15 protein-coding genes and 4 pseudogenes are annotated in these 17,203 nt (G+C 57.5%); 6 read left to right on the top strand and 13 right to left on the bottom strand.

Annotated elements, in window-relative coordinates; all coding sequences use genetic code 11:
• Positions 1 to 33: 33 nt before the first annotated feature.
• Genes V8Z78_RS19655 through V8Z78_RS19665 form a run of 3 tightly spaced genes read right to left on the bottom strand, consistent with a single transcriptional unit; the run spans position 34 to position 3,284 of the window.
• Positions 34 to 927, bottom strand: a complete 894-nt coding sequence (locus V8Z78_RS19655; RefSeq protein ID WP_349731945.1) for an anti-phage nucleotidyltransferase — start codon at positions 925 to 927, stop codon at positions 34 to 36.
• Between the two features lie 11 nt (positions 928 to 938).
• The gene (locus tag V8Z78_RS19660; RefSeq protein WP_349731946.1) at positions 939 to 2,084 is read right to left on the bottom strand and encodes an anti-phage phospholipase; all 1,146 of its coding nucleotides are present in this window, start codon (positions 2,082 to 2,084) and stop codon (positions 939 to 941) included.
• A 39-nt stretch (positions 2,085 to 2,123) separates the two neighbouring features.
• Entirely contained in the window at positions 2,124 to 3,284 is a 1,161-nt protein-coding gene (locus V8Z78_RS19665; protein ID WP_256630546.1) for an IS30 family transposase, read from the bottom strand.
• A gap of 536 nt (positions 3,285 to 3,820) precedes the next feature.
• On the opposite strand from V8Z78_RS19665, the pseudogene V8Z78_RS19670 reads away from it, so the two are divergent.
• Positions 3,821 to 4,613: pseudogene (locus V8Z78_RS19670) on the top strand (tyrosine-type recombinase/integrase); the annotation flags it as partial.
• Here V8Z78_RS19670 and V8Z78_RS19675 read toward each other — a convergent pair.
• From V8Z78_RS19675 to speG, 7 genes and pseudogenes are all read right to left on the bottom strand, one after another.
• Positions 4,607 to 4,705: pseudogene (locus V8Z78_RS19675) on the bottom strand (TraI domain-containing protein); the annotation flags it as partial. The pseudogenes V8Z78_RS19670 and V8Z78_RS19675 overlap by 7 nt on opposite strands.
• Positions 4,706 to 4,750: 45 nt before the next feature.
• Positions 4,751 to 6,019: a type II toxin-antitoxin system HipA family toxin gene (locus V8Z78_RS19680; RefSeq protein ID WP_332295358.1), complete on the bottom strand. Its 1,269-nt coding sequence runs from the start codon at positions 6,017 to 6,019 to the stop codon at positions 4,751 to 4,753.
• Positions 6,016 to 6,555, bottom strand: coding sequence for a helix-turn-helix domain-containing protein (locus V8Z78_RS19685; protein ID WP_046460277.1), 540 nt, complete (start codon positions 6,553 to 6,555; stop codon positions 6,016 to 6,018). The genes V8Z78_RS19680 and V8Z78_RS19685 overlap by 4 nt, the downstream gene beginning before the upstream one ends.
• A gap of 747 nt (positions 6,556 to 7,302) precedes the next feature.
• Positions 7,303 to 8,529 (bottom strand): Fic family protein, encoded by a 1,227-nt coding sequence (locus V8Z78_RS19690; protein ID WP_349731947.1) that lies wholly within the window; start codon positions 8,527 to 8,529, stop codon positions 7,303 to 7,305.
• A 499-nt stretch (positions 8,530 to 9,028) separates the two neighbouring features.
• Positions 9,029 to 10,297, bottom strand: a complete 1,269-nt coding sequence (locus V8Z78_RS19695) for a type II toxin-antitoxin system HipA family toxin (protein ID WP_280031874.1) — start codon at positions 10,295 to 10,297, stop codon at positions 9,029 to 9,031.
• Complete coding sequence (locus tag V8Z78_RS19700) at positions 10,294 to 10,821, bottom strand: helix-turn-helix transcriptional regulator (RefSeq protein ID WP_280031873.1); 528 nt, start codon at positions 10,819 to 10,821, stop codon at positions 10,294 to 10,296. The genes V8Z78_RS19695 and V8Z78_RS19700 overlap by 4 nt, the downstream gene beginning before the upstream one ends.
• 501 nt (positions 10,822 to 11,322) lie before the next feature.
• Positions 11,323 to 11,838: a spermidine N1-acetyltransferase gene (gene speG / locus V8Z78_RS19705; protein WP_034354104.1), complete on the bottom strand. Its 516-nt coding sequence runs from the start codon at positions 11,836 to 11,838 to the stop codon at positions 11,323 to 11,325.
• A gap of 108 nt (positions 11,839 to 11,946) precedes the next feature.
• Between speG and V8Z78_RS19710 the strand changes: the two genes are divergently transcribed.
• Together V8Z78_RS19710 and V8Z78_RS19715 are read left to right on the top strand one after the other, a co-directional pair.
• On the top strand, positions 11,947 to 12,819 hold the full coding sequence (locus tag V8Z78_RS19710) for a LysR family transcriptional regulator (RefSeq protein WP_034354101.1): 873 nt from the start codon (positions 11,947 to 11,949) through the stop codon (positions 12,817 to 12,819).
• Between the two features lie 53 nt (positions 12,820 to 12,872).
• Positions 12,873 to 13,159: pseudogene (locus V8Z78_RS19715) on the top strand (IS3 family transposase); the annotation flags it as partial.
• Positions 13,160 to 13,178: 19 nt separating this feature from the next.
• Here V8Z78_RS19715 and V8Z78_RS19720 read toward each other — a convergent pair.
• Positions 13,179 to 14,246 carry a fimbrial protein gene (locus V8Z78_RS19720; protein ID WP_349731948.1) on the bottom strand — a complete coding sequence of 356 codons (1,068 nt, stop codon included), beginning with the start codon at positions 14,244 to 14,246 and terminating at the stop codon, positions 13,179 to 13,181.
• A 235-nt stretch (positions 14,247 to 14,481) separates the two neighbouring features.
• Here V8Z78_RS19720 and V8Z78_RS19725 point away from each other — a divergent pair, with 235 nt between their 5' ends.
• The gene (locus tag V8Z78_RS19725; RefSeq protein WP_224648291.1) at positions 14,482 to 14,634 is read left to right on the top strand and encodes a hypothetical protein; all 153 of its coding nucleotides are present in this window, start codon (positions 14,482 to 14,484) and stop codon (positions 14,632 to 14,634) included.
• A gap of 6 nt (positions 14,635 to 14,640) precedes the next feature.
• Here V8Z78_RS19725 and V8Z78_RS19730 read toward each other — a convergent pair whose 3' ends face one another.
• Positions 14,641 to 15,096: a universal stress protein gene (locus tag V8Z78_RS19730; protein ID WP_003062356.1), complete on the bottom strand. Its 456-nt coding sequence runs from the start codon at positions 15,094 to 15,096 to the stop codon at positions 14,641 to 14,643.
• 149 nt (positions 15,097 to 15,245) lie between these two features.
• Complete coding sequence (locus V8Z78_RS19735) at positions 15,246 to 15,719, bottom strand: universal stress protein (protein ID WP_012838626.1); 474 nt, start codon at positions 15,717 to 15,719, stop codon at positions 15,246 to 15,248.
• 228 nt (positions 15,720 to 15,947) lie between these two features.
• Between V8Z78_RS19735 and V8Z78_RS19740 the strand changes: the two are divergent.
• Together V8Z78_RS19740 and V8Z78_RS19745 are read left to right on the top strand one after the other, a co-directional pair.
• Positions 15,948 to 16,506, top strand: a pseudogene (locus V8Z78_RS19740) (DUF1003 domain-containing protein).
• 144 nt (positions 16,507 to 16,650) lie between these two features.
• Positions 16,651 to 17,076, top strand: a complete 426-nt coding sequence (locus V8Z78_RS19745; protein WP_003062349.1) for a hypothetical protein — start codon at positions 16,651 to 16,653, stop codon at positions 17,074 to 17,076.
• The last annotated feature ends 127 nt before the right edge of the window (positions 17,077 to 17,203 follow it).

A 17,203-nucleotide genomic window follows, 5' to 3' on the forward strand; every position in this document is an offset into this window, starting at 1 on the left:
CAACCTAGGCGGTTCATACATGTGCTCCTGGGCCTACCACTCGTTCCAAAGCTTCACCGCCGCCTCAACGAAGGCATCGCAGTGTGCCTGCGGCCAGCAGGTGTTAGATCCGTCGCGCAGCAGGTAATACTGCTCATTTGCGCACACCAGATCGACTTTCTTTGCCTCCTGCCGATACCAGTTCAGTATGTTGACGACGCAGTCTTGGTAGCTTGACGTTAGCTTTTCGTTCGGCACGTTGTAGAGCAGGCCTTCGAGGTAGTACGAGGGAGCTATGCCCGCCTCAATCAGGCCATCGTCAACCATTCGGCTGCGCATGTTCTTGAACACCCGTGCCATCGGTTTCAGCCACTTGGCCGATGCCTGATGTTTCGTTGTCAGGTTTGCAGAGTGCTGCTTGGGGTAGTTAGCGATCCGCTCGCCAACAGCGTTGAAGAAGCAGATGCCTTCGGCGTACTCTGAGTCCGATGACGATCGAAACTTGAAGTACCGCCGGAACTGCGTGGCCACAATTACGTCGGCCTTCCTGCGCGAGCCGCTGGCGTCGATAGCGATGGCTTTGTCCCCAGCTTTGACTGCCGAACCGTATTGGCCCGTCAACACCGATAACACGTCGCGCTTGAAATCCGCGTGCGTGTACACCGCGTCACTGAAGGCTTGCTTGTATGCTGCCTTCTCCTCTTCGGGCAGCGAATCGAGATCGCTGAAGAAGCAGTCGTCGAGCCGGATGATGATATCCACATCGCTCTCAGCGTAGATGTTCGTGTCGTTGCCGTAGGAACCTTGCAGGAACACCTTGAAGTTCTTGCCAGAATATGGCGTCGTACTGGCTTCCAGTACGCTCTTGATCGAGTTGTAAGTGTTACTCGACTGGGTGATTGAGCCCTGGTGCGACCAAGTGTCGAGCTGTGATTCTGGTATTGGCATCTGCACCCCTGTTACATCAAGTACTCTCGGAGCTGTTTCTCGCGCGAGGCGAACGACTCCCTCCCGCGCTGGAACAAGATGCTCAACTTCTTGAGGTCGTGCTCCAGCAAATCGGTGGCCATCTCGGGTGTGACGTAGGTGTCGCTGATCCGGATGGTCGGCACGTCATGAAACAGAATCTGGCGCAGTTGATCCATCGACTGCGTGTTGATCTCAAGGGTCTTTTGCAGCAGTTGGACGCTGACGAGGTACTTCTTCGCCAGCCACATCAGCAGACTCGGCTTCGGGTCAGGGTAGACGCCCACGCCGACGCTGACCAACCGGATTTCCTTGAGGTCACGCTTGAGCGCACGCACAGCATCTGCGATCGCATACAGCGTAGGGTTGTTCGCGCAGTAGCCGCCGTCGATCAGCTCGATGTCCTCGCCCGATGAGGTCCTGACCACCGTGCGTTCGAAGAAGGGGTAGGCCGAGCAGGATGCCTTGACGGCGTCAGCGATGCTTACCCCGAAGCCGGGGAGGAAGGTGCCGACACGCCCATGGGCTTGGGTGACGCTCCCCTTGAAGATCATCGGTCGCTCTGTAAGCCACTTGGCGGTGACCACGCCTATGCCGGTCTTCACGTCGCCGAACGTCGCGTCACCGAAGACCTCACTCGCTAATTTCTTCAACGCTGCCGAACGAGCATGTGCTGTCGTCTGCGACATTACGGCAGGTACGTATTCGCGGTAAAGCTCCAAGATGGAATCGATGCCATGGCCAAGCGCTATCAATGATGCGATGATGGCGCCCGTACTCGTGCCGAAGACCAGATCGAACCTTTGGTGCAACGGGCAACCAATCATTGCCTCGATTTCCTTCAGCACGCCCAAGGTGTAAAAGCCCTTGGCCCCGCCACCATCCAGCGTCAACACGCGCAGTGGCGCCTGCACACTCTGCCAATCATGAAGCTCTGACATCCTCGCTGGCCCTCTCCCTAGGTTACGCAGTTGATACTGCTTGTATAGGCCAACATTCTGCCCCCGCTTCGCAGAAAATGCGCCTCGATGCGTGTGCTTGGCTGCTTTCTCGGCCGACAGCAGCGCAATCGCAAACAGCCATTCGATCAGTAGTCCGTCGTGGAGCCAAATGACCGCTTGGAGCCAATCCGTGCGCATACTGCCTTCACCGGCCAATGGCAGCAACCGCTGGTGAATTCAACCGGTCGATGCAACACATGCGCTGAACATCTCAGCGGGTGTATGGAAGCCGAGCGTCTTGCGTGGCCTCTCATTCAATTGTCTCGCTATCGCGTTGAGTTGATGCTGTGACAGCCCTGACAGGTTCATGCCCTTGGGCATGTACTGCCTGAGCAACCCATTCGTGTTCTCGTTACTTCCCCGCTGCCATGGGCTTTGCGGATCGCAGAAGTAGACCTGAATATCCGTGGCCAAGGTGAATTGCTTGTGGGCATGCATCTCGGTGCCCCGGTCCCAGGTCAGAGATTGGTAGAGCTCCTGTGGCAGCTTGCGGGCATGCTTGATGAGCGCGTTGACGACCGTCTGCGTGTCTTTGCCATCGAGCTTCACCAACATCACGTAGCGCGTTTGACGCTCGACCAACGTCGCGATCTGGCTGTTGCCACTGCCAAAGACCAGATCACCTTCCCAATGCCCAGGCACAGCTCGGTCTTCAACGCACGCCGGACGTTCACGGATCGTGACTGCATCGGCGATCTGGCCATGGATTGCCGTCTTCTGCGTGTAGTGCCGTGAGCGACGCATTCCGCGAGTACGTCTGAGGTGTTCCAACAGTTCCTTCTTCAAGGCGCCACGCGCTTGAATGAACAGACTGCGGTAGATAGTCTCGTGTGACACGCGGTGCCCCTCGTCACAAGGATAAGTCTGCTTGAGCCAACCAGCAATCTGCTCTGGCGACCACAGCACCCGTAACTTGCGGGCCACGACTCGGGCCAATGCGCAGTTCGCAACGAGTTTGCAGCGCTTGGGGCGCCGCGCTCGATCCCAGGCTGCTTCATCTGCCTGGTTGGCACGGTAGCTGTTGCAGCCTCCATTGCGCTTGATCTCTCGACTGATCGTCGATGGTGCTCGTCCGAGTCGAGTGGCAATGGCGCGAATCGATGCGCCCGTCACCATTGACCGCGAAATCTCTTCTCGTTCGGCCAGCGTCAATGCGGTTGCGGCCCGTGATCGTTGGACTGGACGGATTCCACCTGTCTCGGCCAGGATTCGATGGATCGAAGAGTGGGCGCGATCAAAGAGCTTGCCGATCTCCTGCAACGTCCAGCCTTGCTTCCAGCGCTCCCACATCAGCGCCTTCTGGCTATCCGAATAGTAGATTCTGGGTCGCTGCTTCATTTGCAACACTCCTACCGCCTATGCGGTGGTTAGTGTGTTGCAACGACCGGTTGAATCCGCCCTGCAAAGCTGCCGTTGATCTGCGGTGCTTGAACGTTACCAATGAGTCAGTTGCTGCGGTTTTTTGCGTAATTAGGCTGCTCGTTTCATAGTTTGGGCAAATTTTTGGGCAAAAAAAGGGGGAATAAGGGGGAAGCAGGGGCATTGACACGTTGCATGTAAAGGGTGCTTCAGAGGAGAGCTTAGGCCTATGGCTAAAAAATAAGCATGCTGAACCGGGTTCGATTCCCATCACCCGCTCCACTCCAGCCTTCCAGGGATTTCCGCTAACGTCCGTGGATCACTGCAAGTCATTGAAAACAAACTGTTTTTCTTCTGACTCAATCCAGTGACTCCACCGAAATCCAAGCCAAGCCAAGACTTTTTAGTCCATTATTTAGTCCATCTTTAGGACGGCGCGACTTTCGGATTGTTGCTGGGAGAGCGGATTGATCGTGATCAGCACTGGTTCCAGACCCAGGTTCAGGAACTGGAACATGGCACTGTCCGATCTCGCCGTCCGCAAAGCCAAAGCCACCGGCAAGGCATACACCCTTTCCGATTTGGATGGACTCTCACTGGCCGTAGCCCCTGGCGGGGGCAAATCCTGGCATTTCCGCTATCAGTGGTTCGGCAGGCAAAGGCGGATGTCGCTGGGGTGCTACCCAGAGGTCTCTCTGCGAGACGCCCGGATCCTTCGGGATGAAGCCCGCGCCCTGTTGGCCAAAAGCACCAACCCTCACGCTCATCGCAAGCACAAGCGTGCCACTGCCTGACTGACCAACTTCAAGGCGGTCTTCCTAAAATGGCTCGTCCACCGGGGCCTGTCCTGCGACGAGGGGCGCCAGACCAGCCAGTCCCTGATCCCGCGCATCTTCGCCAACGACGTGCTACCCCTCCAGGGAAAGCGGTCCATCTACGAAATCAGGCGTGTGGACCTGCTTGAGGTCATCGGCAACATCGAGCGACGCAAGGCGCTTTCGGTCGCCGAGAAAGTCCGGATCTGGTTCAACCAGATGTTCCGCTATGCCCTGGTGGTCGTGCCGGCCTTGGACACAACCCCGCCTCCGATCTGGATGTGGTGGCCGTGCCGCTGCCGCCAGTCAACCGCAACCCGTTCCTGCGCATGGCCGAACTGCCGAAGTACCTGCAGCGCGTGCGCAGGTACCGTCGCCGGCTGCAAACGCATTGGGACTGCGGTTGCTGATGCTGACCGGCGTGCGCACCGGTGAGCTGCGCCAAGCCACCCCCGACCAGTTCAGCCTGGACCAGGGCCAGCGGTTCATGCCATCGACACCCTGTGACAGCAGATGCGCGCGCAGTTTGTCGGCCACAGTCTTGCTTACAAGCCACAGTGCATCTTGAGTCAGCCATGCGTCGGCCGGCCTGCCGATTGGGCGGTGCGTGATGCCTCCATAAATGGAACGTCACCCGGCAAGCCGGAAGGCATCTGCCATTCGGTCCTGCTCCCACGCTGATAGGCCTAGGCCCTGAGCCAGGGCTCGCCATTGACCGACGATGTCTCGAAAATCCTCAATGATCTCGTTTGCCTCATGAAGGTTCAGCCGGAAGTAACCGGCAACCTCCCGAGCCAATTCAAGATCGAGAGCGTTATCCGCTTCGGTAATGTTGAGCTTGAGGCCGTCTGCATGAGAGACGGGGTTCATGTCGTAGGCTTGTGAAAGCTTCCAACCAGCGCCCGGCACCAGGATGAAGCCATGGTTGCGAAGGTGGTCGTCAGTGTTGGAGACCAGGATGTTGAAGACGATTCGCGACCATAGTTCGCGCAGATCCTCATTGGGCTGCGAGCCCTGATTCATCAGTACCTCCGCGAGCTCCAGGTAGCTCACCCCTGTCGAGGCATCGTCGCCATCGCTGTGTCCAGTCATGGTCATCGCCGAGGCAAAATGTAGCCGGCGCCCCGCATCGGTACGATCAAAGCGGCGCACCATGAAACAGTGGTAGTCGCTGGCAAACTTCCGAGCTTGCGCCGGAGCGACGTTGAGGCCGCAGCCGTTGGCCAAGGCATTGACCACCATCTCCCATCCACCGACATCGTAGGTATCCCGCGTGCTTGGGAACTTGGCGATGTAAAGATGCCCCGCATCGTCCGCAACGCTCGCCTTGGGCCTGGCACCGCCGAGCGAGCCCCCTGGCGCGATGAGCATGCGCAACCAGTCCTGGCCCTGGGCAGCGACGTTGTCGGGGTCCAGCTCAAGCGCGCGACTGGCCTGCTCCAGGGCGCGAATTTCAGTAAAAGGCGGGGCTGCGACGTTGACTCGGTCATCGAGAAAGTCTCCTGCATCCTCGAGGCGGTACCGCAGCGCGCCCACTCGATAGAGGTCATGCACCCCGAGCAGGAAATCCGATTCGTAGAGACGAGCTCCCGCAGGCACCAAGCCTGCCCGCTTGTCACGCTCGAATTTTCGCCCCATCAGGAGGCGCCCCCAACGGTCAGGGCTGGAGTCATCGAAAACCCCGAATTTTTCCCTGGGTGGGGCGGGGTACTGCGGACCGCCAAAGGGCTGAATGCTCGGGTCCAACTGCAGCCCGGCCAGGAGAGGATCGGCGAGCGCGGCATCGTCGTATTCGAACTCGAATCGCTCAGTCGCTCTGGTCCTACGGCTGTGCAAGAAGCCAAGTCGTCGGGGGCTAGGCAGTCCATCCCAGTCCGCATATACAGCGATCATGCTCATGACGGTGCGTTCCCTTTACGCTTCGGCTTCCGAAGCAAAGAGGCCAAACTGTGCGTGCTCGCGGCGTCGATGAACGCCACCGTTTCTCCTTCGACTTTCTTCCAAGTGCCTTCAGCCACCGGCTTGTCGCCATTCGTTTCCACTCTCTTCGCCTGAGTTGGAGAGGAACTGCGCGGCGCACGGGCTATCGGCTCCGGACCGCGAACGGTCTTCGAGGCAGCCCCTTGGCGGTTACGTACAACGTCATTCCTTATCAAGCGAGCGTCCTGGAGCTGTCGGCCAAGGTCATCCGCAACTGCAAGTTTCGCTAGGTCGCCGGCCAATCCAAGAACTTGCATGACAGACAGGTATGCACCAATCGTGACGCCGGATCCGCCACTCTCCAGCGAACGCAGAGTCATGGGAGACATCCCCGCGCGTTCGGCGACTTGTTTGGCTGTCAACTTTCGGCGCAGACGCGCAAGCCTGAGCCGCTCGCCGAATTCGATGAGAAGCTTGTTTGTCGCCGGCAAGAGTGGGGCTGTCTTCTTGGCCATAGCTAATATTTCATCTCTTTTAACCAAAAACAGCCAAAATAATAGCACTTTGAAGGCTGGATCCCAACATGAGGTGTTGCTGTATCATGTCCCAGCAAGGCTGTGAGTGATAATATTCCATGCTTTTGATGAAAAAAGAGACAGAATATTTACACTTTAGATCGCTAACAAAATCGGCCTCCGTTAGAGTTCTTGAGCAGATTTCTGCCTACTTTGACGTTTTGCATCAAGAGTTAACGTTTTGGGTAGGCCAAGCGAATGCTCATTAGCTCTGGGCAGTCCGCTTCCTGGAGTCCGACCGAACCACACGGAACCGTTGGGGCACTGGCCATTGCTCGGCCTCCATCGGCCGGCATCGCCATAGTGAATGACCGTGCCGTCAGAACCTCGTGTCAAGAAGCGCTTAGCCATCCTTCCCCACCATGGGCAAGCTGCTTGTGCAGTCAATACCAACAGGATGCGCAGACCTGAGAAGAATCGAAACGCGATCAAGTTGGCGACCGTGGGCGCAAAGTTGGTGTGCGCGTGGTCAATGATCTTCTCCACTTCCTCACAGTCGAACGGGTCGGGCGGTTCTCGCTCAGCAGCTTGTCGAGCACGGCCAGGTCCATAGCGGACCTGGGGGCCGACACATAGTTGTTGATGGTCTGCTCGCCCGCCAGTCGCACCAGTTCGCCGCGGTCTGAGGCAAGACTTCTTGGTGATTAAAAAAGCCCGCGTGTGCGGGCTGTTCCATTGATTGCATCCTTAATCTGGGCTTTCTTCGTTTAACGCTTCTTGAGCAATCTGTTCGGCTTCGTTCAGTAGCTCCTCTGTGCAGCCTTTGGCTATGAACATTTTTCGCTTGCTGATTGACAAAGCGCCATCGTTTTGCACGAGTAGTCTTGCGATCAGGTTCATGAGGTTGTTGTTCATGTCAATGGCTTTATTGAGCCGTGAATACACACGATCAAATCGGCCGAGGAAATGAACTTCTTCATGCAGGTCACGCTGGAGTGCCTCTTTGGCCATCTCCAGGCCAAACTGCACGCACTGTGTGGCGTCCCAGAAATGGTAGATCTCGGGTGAGCCCTCAAAGGCGCAGTCGTACTCCAGGTCTGAGACTTTGGCCACTGTCCATAGGTCGCGCGCGGGGGCAGAGAAGGACTTGAGGGCCCTCAGGTAGTGGCCTTCATGGCGTGCCATCGCTGTAGAGATGGGGAGTACCAGACCGTTGGGTAAATTGGCATTGCGGCAGGCAATTTTGTGGAACAAGAAACGCGATAGGCGACCGTTTCCGTCCATGAAGGGGTGGGCGAATACAAATCCAAAGCTGACCAGTGATCCCAGAACCAGTGGATGGATGCCGTTGTCTTTTTGGTTGGCCAGTGTGAGCAGGCCTTCCATTACGGGGAGGAGGTGCTCAGGTGCTGGCGGTACGTAGGTGATGCTGCTGTCGCGTCGCAGCCAGTTTTGCTGGTTGCGGTACTCCACTGCCTGATCCATGGCCGATTGCACGGTGAGATTTTGAAGCTCGACCAGATATTCTTCAGTGAGAAGGATCTCTTCATGAGCGCGAGCAAGAAGCTTGGCAAATGCTTCTGTGCGGTTGCCTGTAGGCGCTTCGCGCTCAATCGCGTATGAACCTTCGGTCTCGCTGAGATACGCCCAGCGCACCGCGCGCTCGACCATGTCGGGGTCCATGGATTGGATGAACTCGCGGGCCTGGCCAAGGATATCTTCGGCCAGCAGAGCCTTGATTTCAGGGGTGAGTCTGACGGTGGGGCTGTACTGTATGGAACCTATGCCGTTGAAGTCCACGCGCCATCGGGTGTATTTGCTCGATGGGCCGGTGAGAAATAGATTGGGGTCAAATAGCGGCTTGGTCGCACCTTTGGCTGGTGGTGCATTCAAAGTTTGCTGGTTGGCTATTTCCCAGAGGAAGCAGGCTTGCTGGAGATAGCTGCTGCTGGTGGCCTGTGAAAACTGCTCCACCAGTGGTACTGGGTCGATTTTTTTTGAGGGCTAGTATCGCGGCTTGCAGATCCAGCTCTTCATGCTTGAGGGCGAAGAGCAGATGCTCCAATGCACTGGCATCGGAGGCAGGAGCGGCGTGTTCAGGCACTTGCACGCAGTCAGACAGTCGCACAAATTTCTGGACAGGGTAGACTTTGGCAGGTTGTGACGGCTCGAATGCCCCTGTGCTCAGGCGCTCACGTAGATGTGCATAACCAACTTTACGGTGATGTGCCATCTGCTCCTCGAGGAAAAAAGTTATTTGGCAAATGCTAAACAAAATTTTTCCGACTTCACTGAAGAAAAAATTACTTTCTTTGTCTTTTTGAGGATTTTTCTTATCTCTGATGCCTCTGCTTAGCTGCGAAGCAATTGTTCGCGGTCTGAGGTGTCGGTCATCAAGATTCCTTGGGAATCAAGAAAGCCCGCCAAGTCTGGAACCTTGCGGGCTTTTGTTGGGGTGAGAGGTGCTTAGCTTTTACAGAAAGGCCTGTCTCTGCGATCTGAGCGCATCGCGGTCGATGCTGGCGGCGAGCAACTCCATGTCGGACTTGCTGACCCCCAGCGCAGTAAAGTGCGCGGCCCAGCGATCGACGGCGGCGGCCACCTGCCGTATCAGTTCGACGGCGCGGGGCATTTTGATGCCGTACTCGTTGATCTGGGTGAGTGCGTTTTCCAGGCTGGATTCGGAGCCTGCGGTACCCACGACGAGTGCCTGATAGCCAAGGTTTTGCAGGCTGGGCACCACGTCATAGGCGGGCGTGAGGTCGTAGTAGCCGTCTGCCAGATTGAGGCTGATGCTGTGGTTGCGCTCGTGGTCGTCGGTGTTGTCCATGAGGATGTTGAAGAGCATGCGTTTGAACAGTTCCTCGCGCATGGCGGTCTGCCGGTCCGGGTGGCCCAGGCGCAGCACGATGGTGGCCAGATTGCTGTAACTTTGCTCCAGCCCCGCAGCGCGCAGGGCGGTGTGGGCGGACTGGCAGTGCACGCGGTAGGGGCCCAGGCGGTCGAAGCGCTCGATGGTGAGAGCGTGCCGAGCCTTGCCGTAGCGTGGCAGCAGTGGCAGCACGGCGGTGTCGGCCACATACATGCCGGCCTGTGCGGCCAGCGTCATGGTGGCGTGCTCGATGAGCGGGGTGTCCACGGGGTCGTCGAGCTCGCTGAACTTGATGACGCAGGGGCCGTTATCCGTCTGCAGCAATGCCTTGGGCCGCGCGCCGCCGAGGGTGACGCCGGGCTGGATGAGGCGCTGTATCTCTGCGGTGATCGGGGCCTGGGTCTGTACGTCTTCCACCGCGGCGGCGAGCTGGGCCAGATCCTTCAACTGCGGATAGGGCCCGAGGTAGCGGGGAATATATTGCTCTGCCGAGGTCGACACGCCCAGCGCGCCAAAGCGGTCGTCACCCGCGAAGAGCAGCATTTCCAGAATGGACAGGCGGGCAGGCCGGTCGATGTAACGAATGATGCGCTCGCCCCAGCGGTCGGGGCGGGCGTCGTCGATTGCGCCGGGGGCCGTGTTCCTCTCGCCCGTGCTGAAGATCTGCCCTTGGACGATGGGCATGTCCTCGCTGAGCGCAAAGTTCCACCAGTCCTGTGTGTAGGTAAAAGTGGCGCAGTCTGCCACCAGCTGCGAGAGGCTGAGCTCGCCCACCAGTGTGGGCGCCGCAGGGTTGACCATGGCCCACACATAAAGCTGGTCTTGCGGCGCGTAGGTGCGTGGCGAGACGGCGTTGATGGGCAGGCTCATAGCTTTTGAGGCGTTGATTTGTTCATGAGAGCGGCTAGTCCTGCTGCTGCAGCTGTCTTTTTGTCGCCCTGAGCTTGCATCTCTTGCTCTAAAGCGTACTTGGCCATCTGCTCAACCAGTCCAGCCAAGCCTTTCGTTTCTGAAGTCGATGGCTGAGGCGATGCAGCTTTCGTTGCCGCCGTTGACGGCTTGTTCTTTTTGGGAGCGCTGCTCTTGCGCCTGCTGCCAATCTTCGCGACCTCCTTCTCCAGCGCCGCATGGTCGTTCTGCGGCGCAATCAGGTCGGCCAGGCCGCCGGCGTGATTGATCAGCCACATGCACATCACATACGAGGCCATGGCGACGGACGGGTCGCCGCGCTCTATGCGCGCCATGGTGGGCTGCGATATGCCCAGCTTCTTGGCCCACTGCGCCTGCGACTCGCCGCGCCGTTTACGGGCGATGACGATGTTCTGCGCAAGCTGCTCGATCTGCTGGAGTACGGCTTGCGGGTAGTTTGCGGGCGATGTGTTCTGGCGTGGCATGCATAGATATTAGTGTTTTGGCAAAAACATGCAAATCTATGAATTATTTTTGTCTCTAAAGCATTGCTTGCATGCGACAGCAGGCGACTTCATTGTTGTCTGCGTGCTTGTTTGATACATAGATGTATTTAAATATCTATTTTTAATTCATCTATGAATATTTTGTGCTTTCTACATATGAATTTGTGAGCAAGTTGCGCTTGCTCTAACTGGATTTAAAAGCAGTTTGCTGCCGATAGCTTTGCTGGGCTGGCAGTAGCTGCTTTGCTTTTGATAGCGCGTGGCTGGCGGTTGCGTTGGCGATCACGGTGCTGCAGCCCGTGCAGCACGGTGTCTATCGGGTGCATCGGCAGGAGATCCTCAAGCCTAGGTGGCCCGGCGCGGCAAAGCCATGGTCAAGCCATTGCCAACGACGTTGGCATATGCCGCAAGACGCCAGTACAACAGGCGCAATGAACTACTGGCGCAATGAACTACTGAGCCCAGAGGCTCCTCAATGATTCATTCCTTGTTGAGGTAACTTTTCTGCAGCAAATACATGCGCAACACGCTTCGATATTGGCCGTTGGCAAAGAATTCATCGACCAGTTCACCTTCCGGCTGAAAGCCAAGCTTCGTATAGACATGGATAGCCTTGGCATTCTCCTTGTCCACATGCAAAAAGATCTTGTGCAGATTGAGAACCTTGAAGCCATAGTCAAGCGCCAGACGAGTAGCACGAGTGGCAATCCCCTTGCCCTGCTGATCAGGGGCAACAATGATCTGGAACTCCGCTCGGCGGTGTACCAGGTCGATTTCCACCAACTCAACCAACCCCCCTCGGGCCCCTTCATGCTCGACTACAAAGCGACGTTCAGTTTGGTCGTGAACGTGTGAGTCGTAGAGGCTGGTCAGTTCATCAAAGGTCGCATAAGGCTCTTCAAACCAGTACCGCATGATGCTGGCGTTGTTATCCAGGTGGTGCACAAAGCGCAAATCGTCGCGCTCCAATGGTCTTAGCTGAATGGATGTCGTCATGGATTCTTTCGTTCAATGGTTGGAGAGGCCGCTTGAAGCGACCATGTTGCCAATGATCAATCAATTTTTTGTCTGAGAAAAGTTCAGATCAATCAGTAAAATTGATTTATGGAATGGACACTAGAACGTTTGAGCCAATTCGTCGCCGTGGCGGACTGTGGCTCGATGACCCAGGCCGCTCGGCGCCAGGGCCGAACTCAATCTTCAGTGAGCATGGCCATGGGACTGCTGGAGGCGGATCTCGGGCTGGAGTTGTTTCATCGTGTAGGCCGGTCGGTGCGACTCACGCAGGCTGGCGAAGTCATCTTGCTGGAGGCACGGGCCCTGCTCAATCAGGCCCAGGCGCTAGACCTGCGCGCGCGCAAGCTGTCACATGGCCAGACAGCCAAGCTTTGCGTGGCTATCGACGAAGCTTTGCCCTATCCGCCGATTGCCAGACTGCTGCAGGAGCTGGCGCACCAGTTCCCGGCTTTGGAGTTGACCCTGCTCAATGGCACGGCGGCCGAAGTCGCACGCCAGGTGCAATCAGGTCGAGCTGAGCTTGCCTTTCAGTTTGACCGGGGCCCGGCAGGCGCTCAGTTTGCTCAAACTTATGTGGCTGGCGTACCTCAGATGGTGTTCGTATCGCGCGACCACGAGCTGGCCAAGTGCAATGGAATCAAGCGCGAGGACCTGGCCTCTCACCGGCAGTTGGTGATGCACATCGAGGGTGTTGAAGACCTCGTGATCAGTCCGAGCATCTGGCGCTCGGAGAGCTTCTACGTGCTTGCCGACATGCTGGCTGACGGCATAGGCTGGGGAATTCTGCCGCGCAATATCGCCCAAGCACCCGATATTGAGCCCCGCATCGTGGCACTGGACTGCGCGGAACTGCAGCTTCCGCCGTTAGCCGTGCGTATGCTCAATTTGCAGGGTGCAGAGCTGGGCGCTACGGCCTTGTGGATCGAGCAACGGCTGGCAACGCTGCTGCGTTCGAGTTAGCAAGGAGGCCTCAGCACCTGGGAAGATGAAGCCATGAAGAGGTCGAGGGCGCGGTGAGGCTGGTGCAGGAGTCACATGGGGGAGGGCCCATCACTGTGGGCAAGCATCGAATCCGTCGCTTCCAGGATTGACTGCGTGTCGCAGACCTTGAACGAATGGGTCAAGCGTGCCGAGGTCGATGCCGGCGTACACGAAGGCACCACGACCGGCGAACTTCGGCGCAGGAAGGAACCGGAGCGCGGGTCAAGGAACTGCGCCGGCCCAGCGAGATATTGAAGCTGGTCAGCGCGTTTTTCGCCCAGGTGGAGCTCGGCCGCCGGCTCAAGTCCTGAAGGACTTCAAATCTTGGAGCCGGTAGCCTACAAGTAGCTCATGATGAATATCAGCTCTGAATTTGCTGTTCCAGGCTTGTATCTAGGCTCGTTTGTTAATCGGTAATAGTTCGCCTTCAGCGGTATCTGAAAACTACCACCTTGGCGGGAGTCGTAGCCTGTAAATTTATGGGGAGTATCCAATGCAAGAGGTACGTCATTGCCGTCTCTGATTTGAAGCCCGACTCCAATGGCATCTGATCCATTATTAAGCCCGACGATTCCCTGACTGGCGTCAATGACCTTTGTCAACGCAAAAAACGTGTAGTTGACTTTGCCAATTCCAGGCGGACATCGGTTTAGATTCAGGCTGAAGGAGACCGGTATGGTACGGGTACCTGGTCCACCAAAATCAGATGAAATATAGTCATCCCCCATGGCAACGTTCACGTCCGGACTCTCGCAGGAGCCCGCGATAAAGTTTATGGGTCGAGCCAGTCTATACGTGACGAGGATATCGGGTCCAATCTTTAGGGTTCCTATATCGCCTGCTTTGATCTGGCCGCTAGGCTCAAATGCCGAAGTCTTGAGAAGTTCCAGTGTCATGTTGCCGACCAGCATCCATTGGCCAGCTGATTGCTCTATTATCGGAGGAGGTATGATGTCATCGTTTCGCCCCTTTATTCGAAACGACAGTCCAGGTGTGCCGGTAGGAAAGTAAAACGAATCTACTGGATTAGGTCCTCGCGCAGGAGCGGCGTGAATCCCAAACGAAGTTCCGGTGTAGCAGGTGAAGCGGATGTCCCTAGAGAGTGGCTTAATGTCAGTAAAGACCACAGTCTCATCCGAGATATCACGAGGCACCATGATTTCCCCCGGGCCATCGAAGGTCAACGTTTGGGAGCCCCCAGTCACATCACACCGCGCCTTCGCCTGAGACGAGATTCCCATCAAGGCCACCACCAACCAACAGAACGTTATTCGCCCCCCCCCATTTGGCATTTGGCATTTGGCATTTTTTTTACCAAGACCTTTTCGTGCGCCTTCCTGCCCGGCGTCTGCACGATGGCGCTCCGTTTGAATGCCCGCACAAGTGCCCAACTCGTACTGCAACATGGCTTGGGAGTGGTGCCAGCCCTTGCTGCTTCAAGCGCGGGCGTGGTTGGAGTGCTGGTCAGCCTGGTCGAACGCCGAGATGCCCAGGTCAATGCCTTGATAGGGCAGGTGTAGGTGGACAGGCAACTGCTGGCGACCCACTGACCAAGCCCGCAGAGAAGGTGAAAGCCCCAGGCGTTCAGACCGACTGAGGCTTTCGTTCCCAACCCTTGAAAGCCCAAGGATCGGAGCGCTGATGATGCTTTCCAAAGTGACCGTCACCACACCATTGAATGCCGCCGCCGCAGACCGCCATGTCCGCCGCATTGCCGTGGCCTATGTGCTGGCCGGATCGGGCATCACTGCCGCAGGCTTGGGCGGCTTGATCGCCTCCATTCGCGGGTTGTGAGTAGCTTTACTCTTTGACCACAGGCCTGTGCACCAGCACCGGAATATGGCTGTTCACCAGCACGCGCTGGGTTTCGCTGCCCAGCAAAATGCCGGCAATGCCCTTGCGGCCGTGCGATGCCATGCAGATCAGGTCGCAGTGGCTTTCCTCGGCCTGCCGGATGATGGCCTTGTGCACCGAGGCGTTCATGGCTCGCGCAGTCTTGCAATACACCCCCTCGGCCCTGGCAATGTCCTGCACCTCCTGCAGCACCCTGTCGGCCGTTCTCTCGGCGTCCTTGTTCAGGTCGCTGGTGTTGTAGGTCATCATCGCCTCGCCGCTGTACATCAAGGCGGCATAGTCCGGCATCACATACAGCACCGTCACCTGGGAGTCTTGCTCCTTGGCCAGCTGCATGCCCGCGCGCAGCGCGGCTTCGGAGAGTTTCGAGCCGTCCGTAGGAATCAGAATGTGCATGAACATTTTCAGCCTCCTTGCGCGCCAGCGCCTGTGGGGTTGCCACGCAATCCGAACGATTGCCAAACCCATACTCACACTCCGGGGCAGCTGATGCAACACCCAGAAGTAGGTATTCAAGCGGTTTTTTTGATGGGCAAGAAAAGGCCTGAAATTCAGTGGGAATCGGCTCGGACCTCTTTGACCACAGGCCTATGCACCAGCACCGGAATGCCGCTGTTCACCAGCACGCGCTGGGTCTCGCTGCCCAGCAAAATGCCGGCAAGGCCCTTGCGACCGTGGGACGCCATGCAGATCAGGTCGCAGTGGCTGTCCTTGGCCTGTTGGATGATGGCCTGGTGCACCGAAAAGTTCATCGTCCGCTCCAACTTGCAATCCACTCCCTCGGCCTTGGCAATGTCCTGCACCGCCTTTAGCACTGTGTCGGCCGTTAGTTCGGCGTCCCGGCGCATCTCGCTGGGGTTGTAGGCCACCATCCCCTCGCCGCTATACATCAAGGCCGAATAGTCCGGCATCACATAAAGCACCGTCACCTCGGAGCCTTGCTCCTTGGCCAACTGCATGCCCGCGCGCAGCGCGGCTTCGGAGAGTTTCGAGCCGTCTGTCGGAATCAGAATGTGCTTGAACATTTTCAGCCTCCTTGGGCATCAGCGGTAGCTACGCAATCCGAACGATTGCCTACCCATACTCACACTCGAAGGCAGCCATTGCAACACCTGGCGTCAATATTCAAGCATTCCCCCACTTGTGCTTGTTGCCGCATGACGGTGGCGGCGGCGCGACAGGGCGCAAGGCAAGCGCCAGGCTTGGGTAGCATGCTGACAATGTCCTCATCTCTCGGATGACAAGGAAGTCCCATGCTCAATACGGATACCGTTGCGAAGAGGCTGTTTGGTGCCTCCGCAGATACCTTGGATGCCAGAGCGCTCAAGGTCGCCCAGCACATTGCCCGGCGCAAACACATTTCACGCAATGTGGACCAGGAGCTAGATCAAACACCGCCCACCTTCGGCCAGCGCGCAGCCGATGCCGTCGCCACCTTTGGCGGCTCCTGGGCCTTTGTGGCGCTGTTTTGCGCAACCATGCTGGTCTGGGTGGGCCTCAACGCCTTTCTGCTTTGGGCGCGCGGCTCCACGTTCGACCCGTATCCCTACATTCTGCTGAACCTGTTCCTGTCCATGCTGGCGGCCATACAGGCGCCCATCATTCTCATGTCGCAGAACCGCCAGGCAGACAAGGACCGCATTCGCGGCGAGCACGACTACGAAGTCAACCTCAAGGCCGAGCTGGAAATCATGCTGCTGCACCAAAAAAATCGACGAGCTGCAGAAAACGCAGTGGAGCGAGCTCATCACCATCCAGAGCGAACAGCTCCAGCTGCTGCGCCGGCTGGCGGACGGCCTGCGGTCCGTTTAACTGTGCAGGTTTTGCGTAGCCTGAGGTGCTTGCCAGCGCCTCGCCGGTGCCACATGGGCTGCTGCATCCGCGGTGCAGATTGCTAAGAACAGGTAGGGCGGGAAGGGCGGTAGTACGATTCACCCATAGCAACTTGGAGAGGGTATGGGCAAATCGACTTATCGCGCATTGGTGATTGCTTCGCTGGGCATCCCATTATTCGGAATGCTGGCGGAATATGGCTTCGATCTGGTGCCCCATGAGCTGACCGATCTTTCCCAGAGCCTTTTGATGCAGTCGGAAGTCGGCCCCACGGACTGGATCTTCTTGCTGGCGCTCTCGGTGCTGGTGGTGCTCGGCCTCATTTCCTTTTACGGCCTGCTGCGGTTCAGAGCATGGGCACCCCGGTTTACCTTGTGGTCTTCTGCTGCTACGTGGGTTGTCGCCTGTTTCAGTCCGCCGATTGTGCTGTCCGGCCTGGGGAACGCGACATCGGGCTTGGGCTTTGCACTATTTGGCGCAGTGCTTGCCTTGCCGTACTACGCACCCGAAGTGCGAGAGATGTTCTGGCCCTCCAAGCCAGAGGCCTGAACAAAAGCCCCTGTCAGAGGCTTTTGTATGGACAGGGCAATCGGTTGGGCATGGGGCTGGGTAGGGCGGCCCTGGCTGTCGTAGTTCAGGTTCAGCAGATAGCAGCTGTGCTGCGATGCGTCGGTAT

The sequence above is a fragment of the Comamonas sp. wu1-DMT genome (genome assembly GCF_040187805.1).
GTDB lineage: Bacteria > Pseudomonadota > Gammaproteobacteria > Burkholderiales > Burkholderiaceae_C > Comamonas > Comamonas thiooxydans.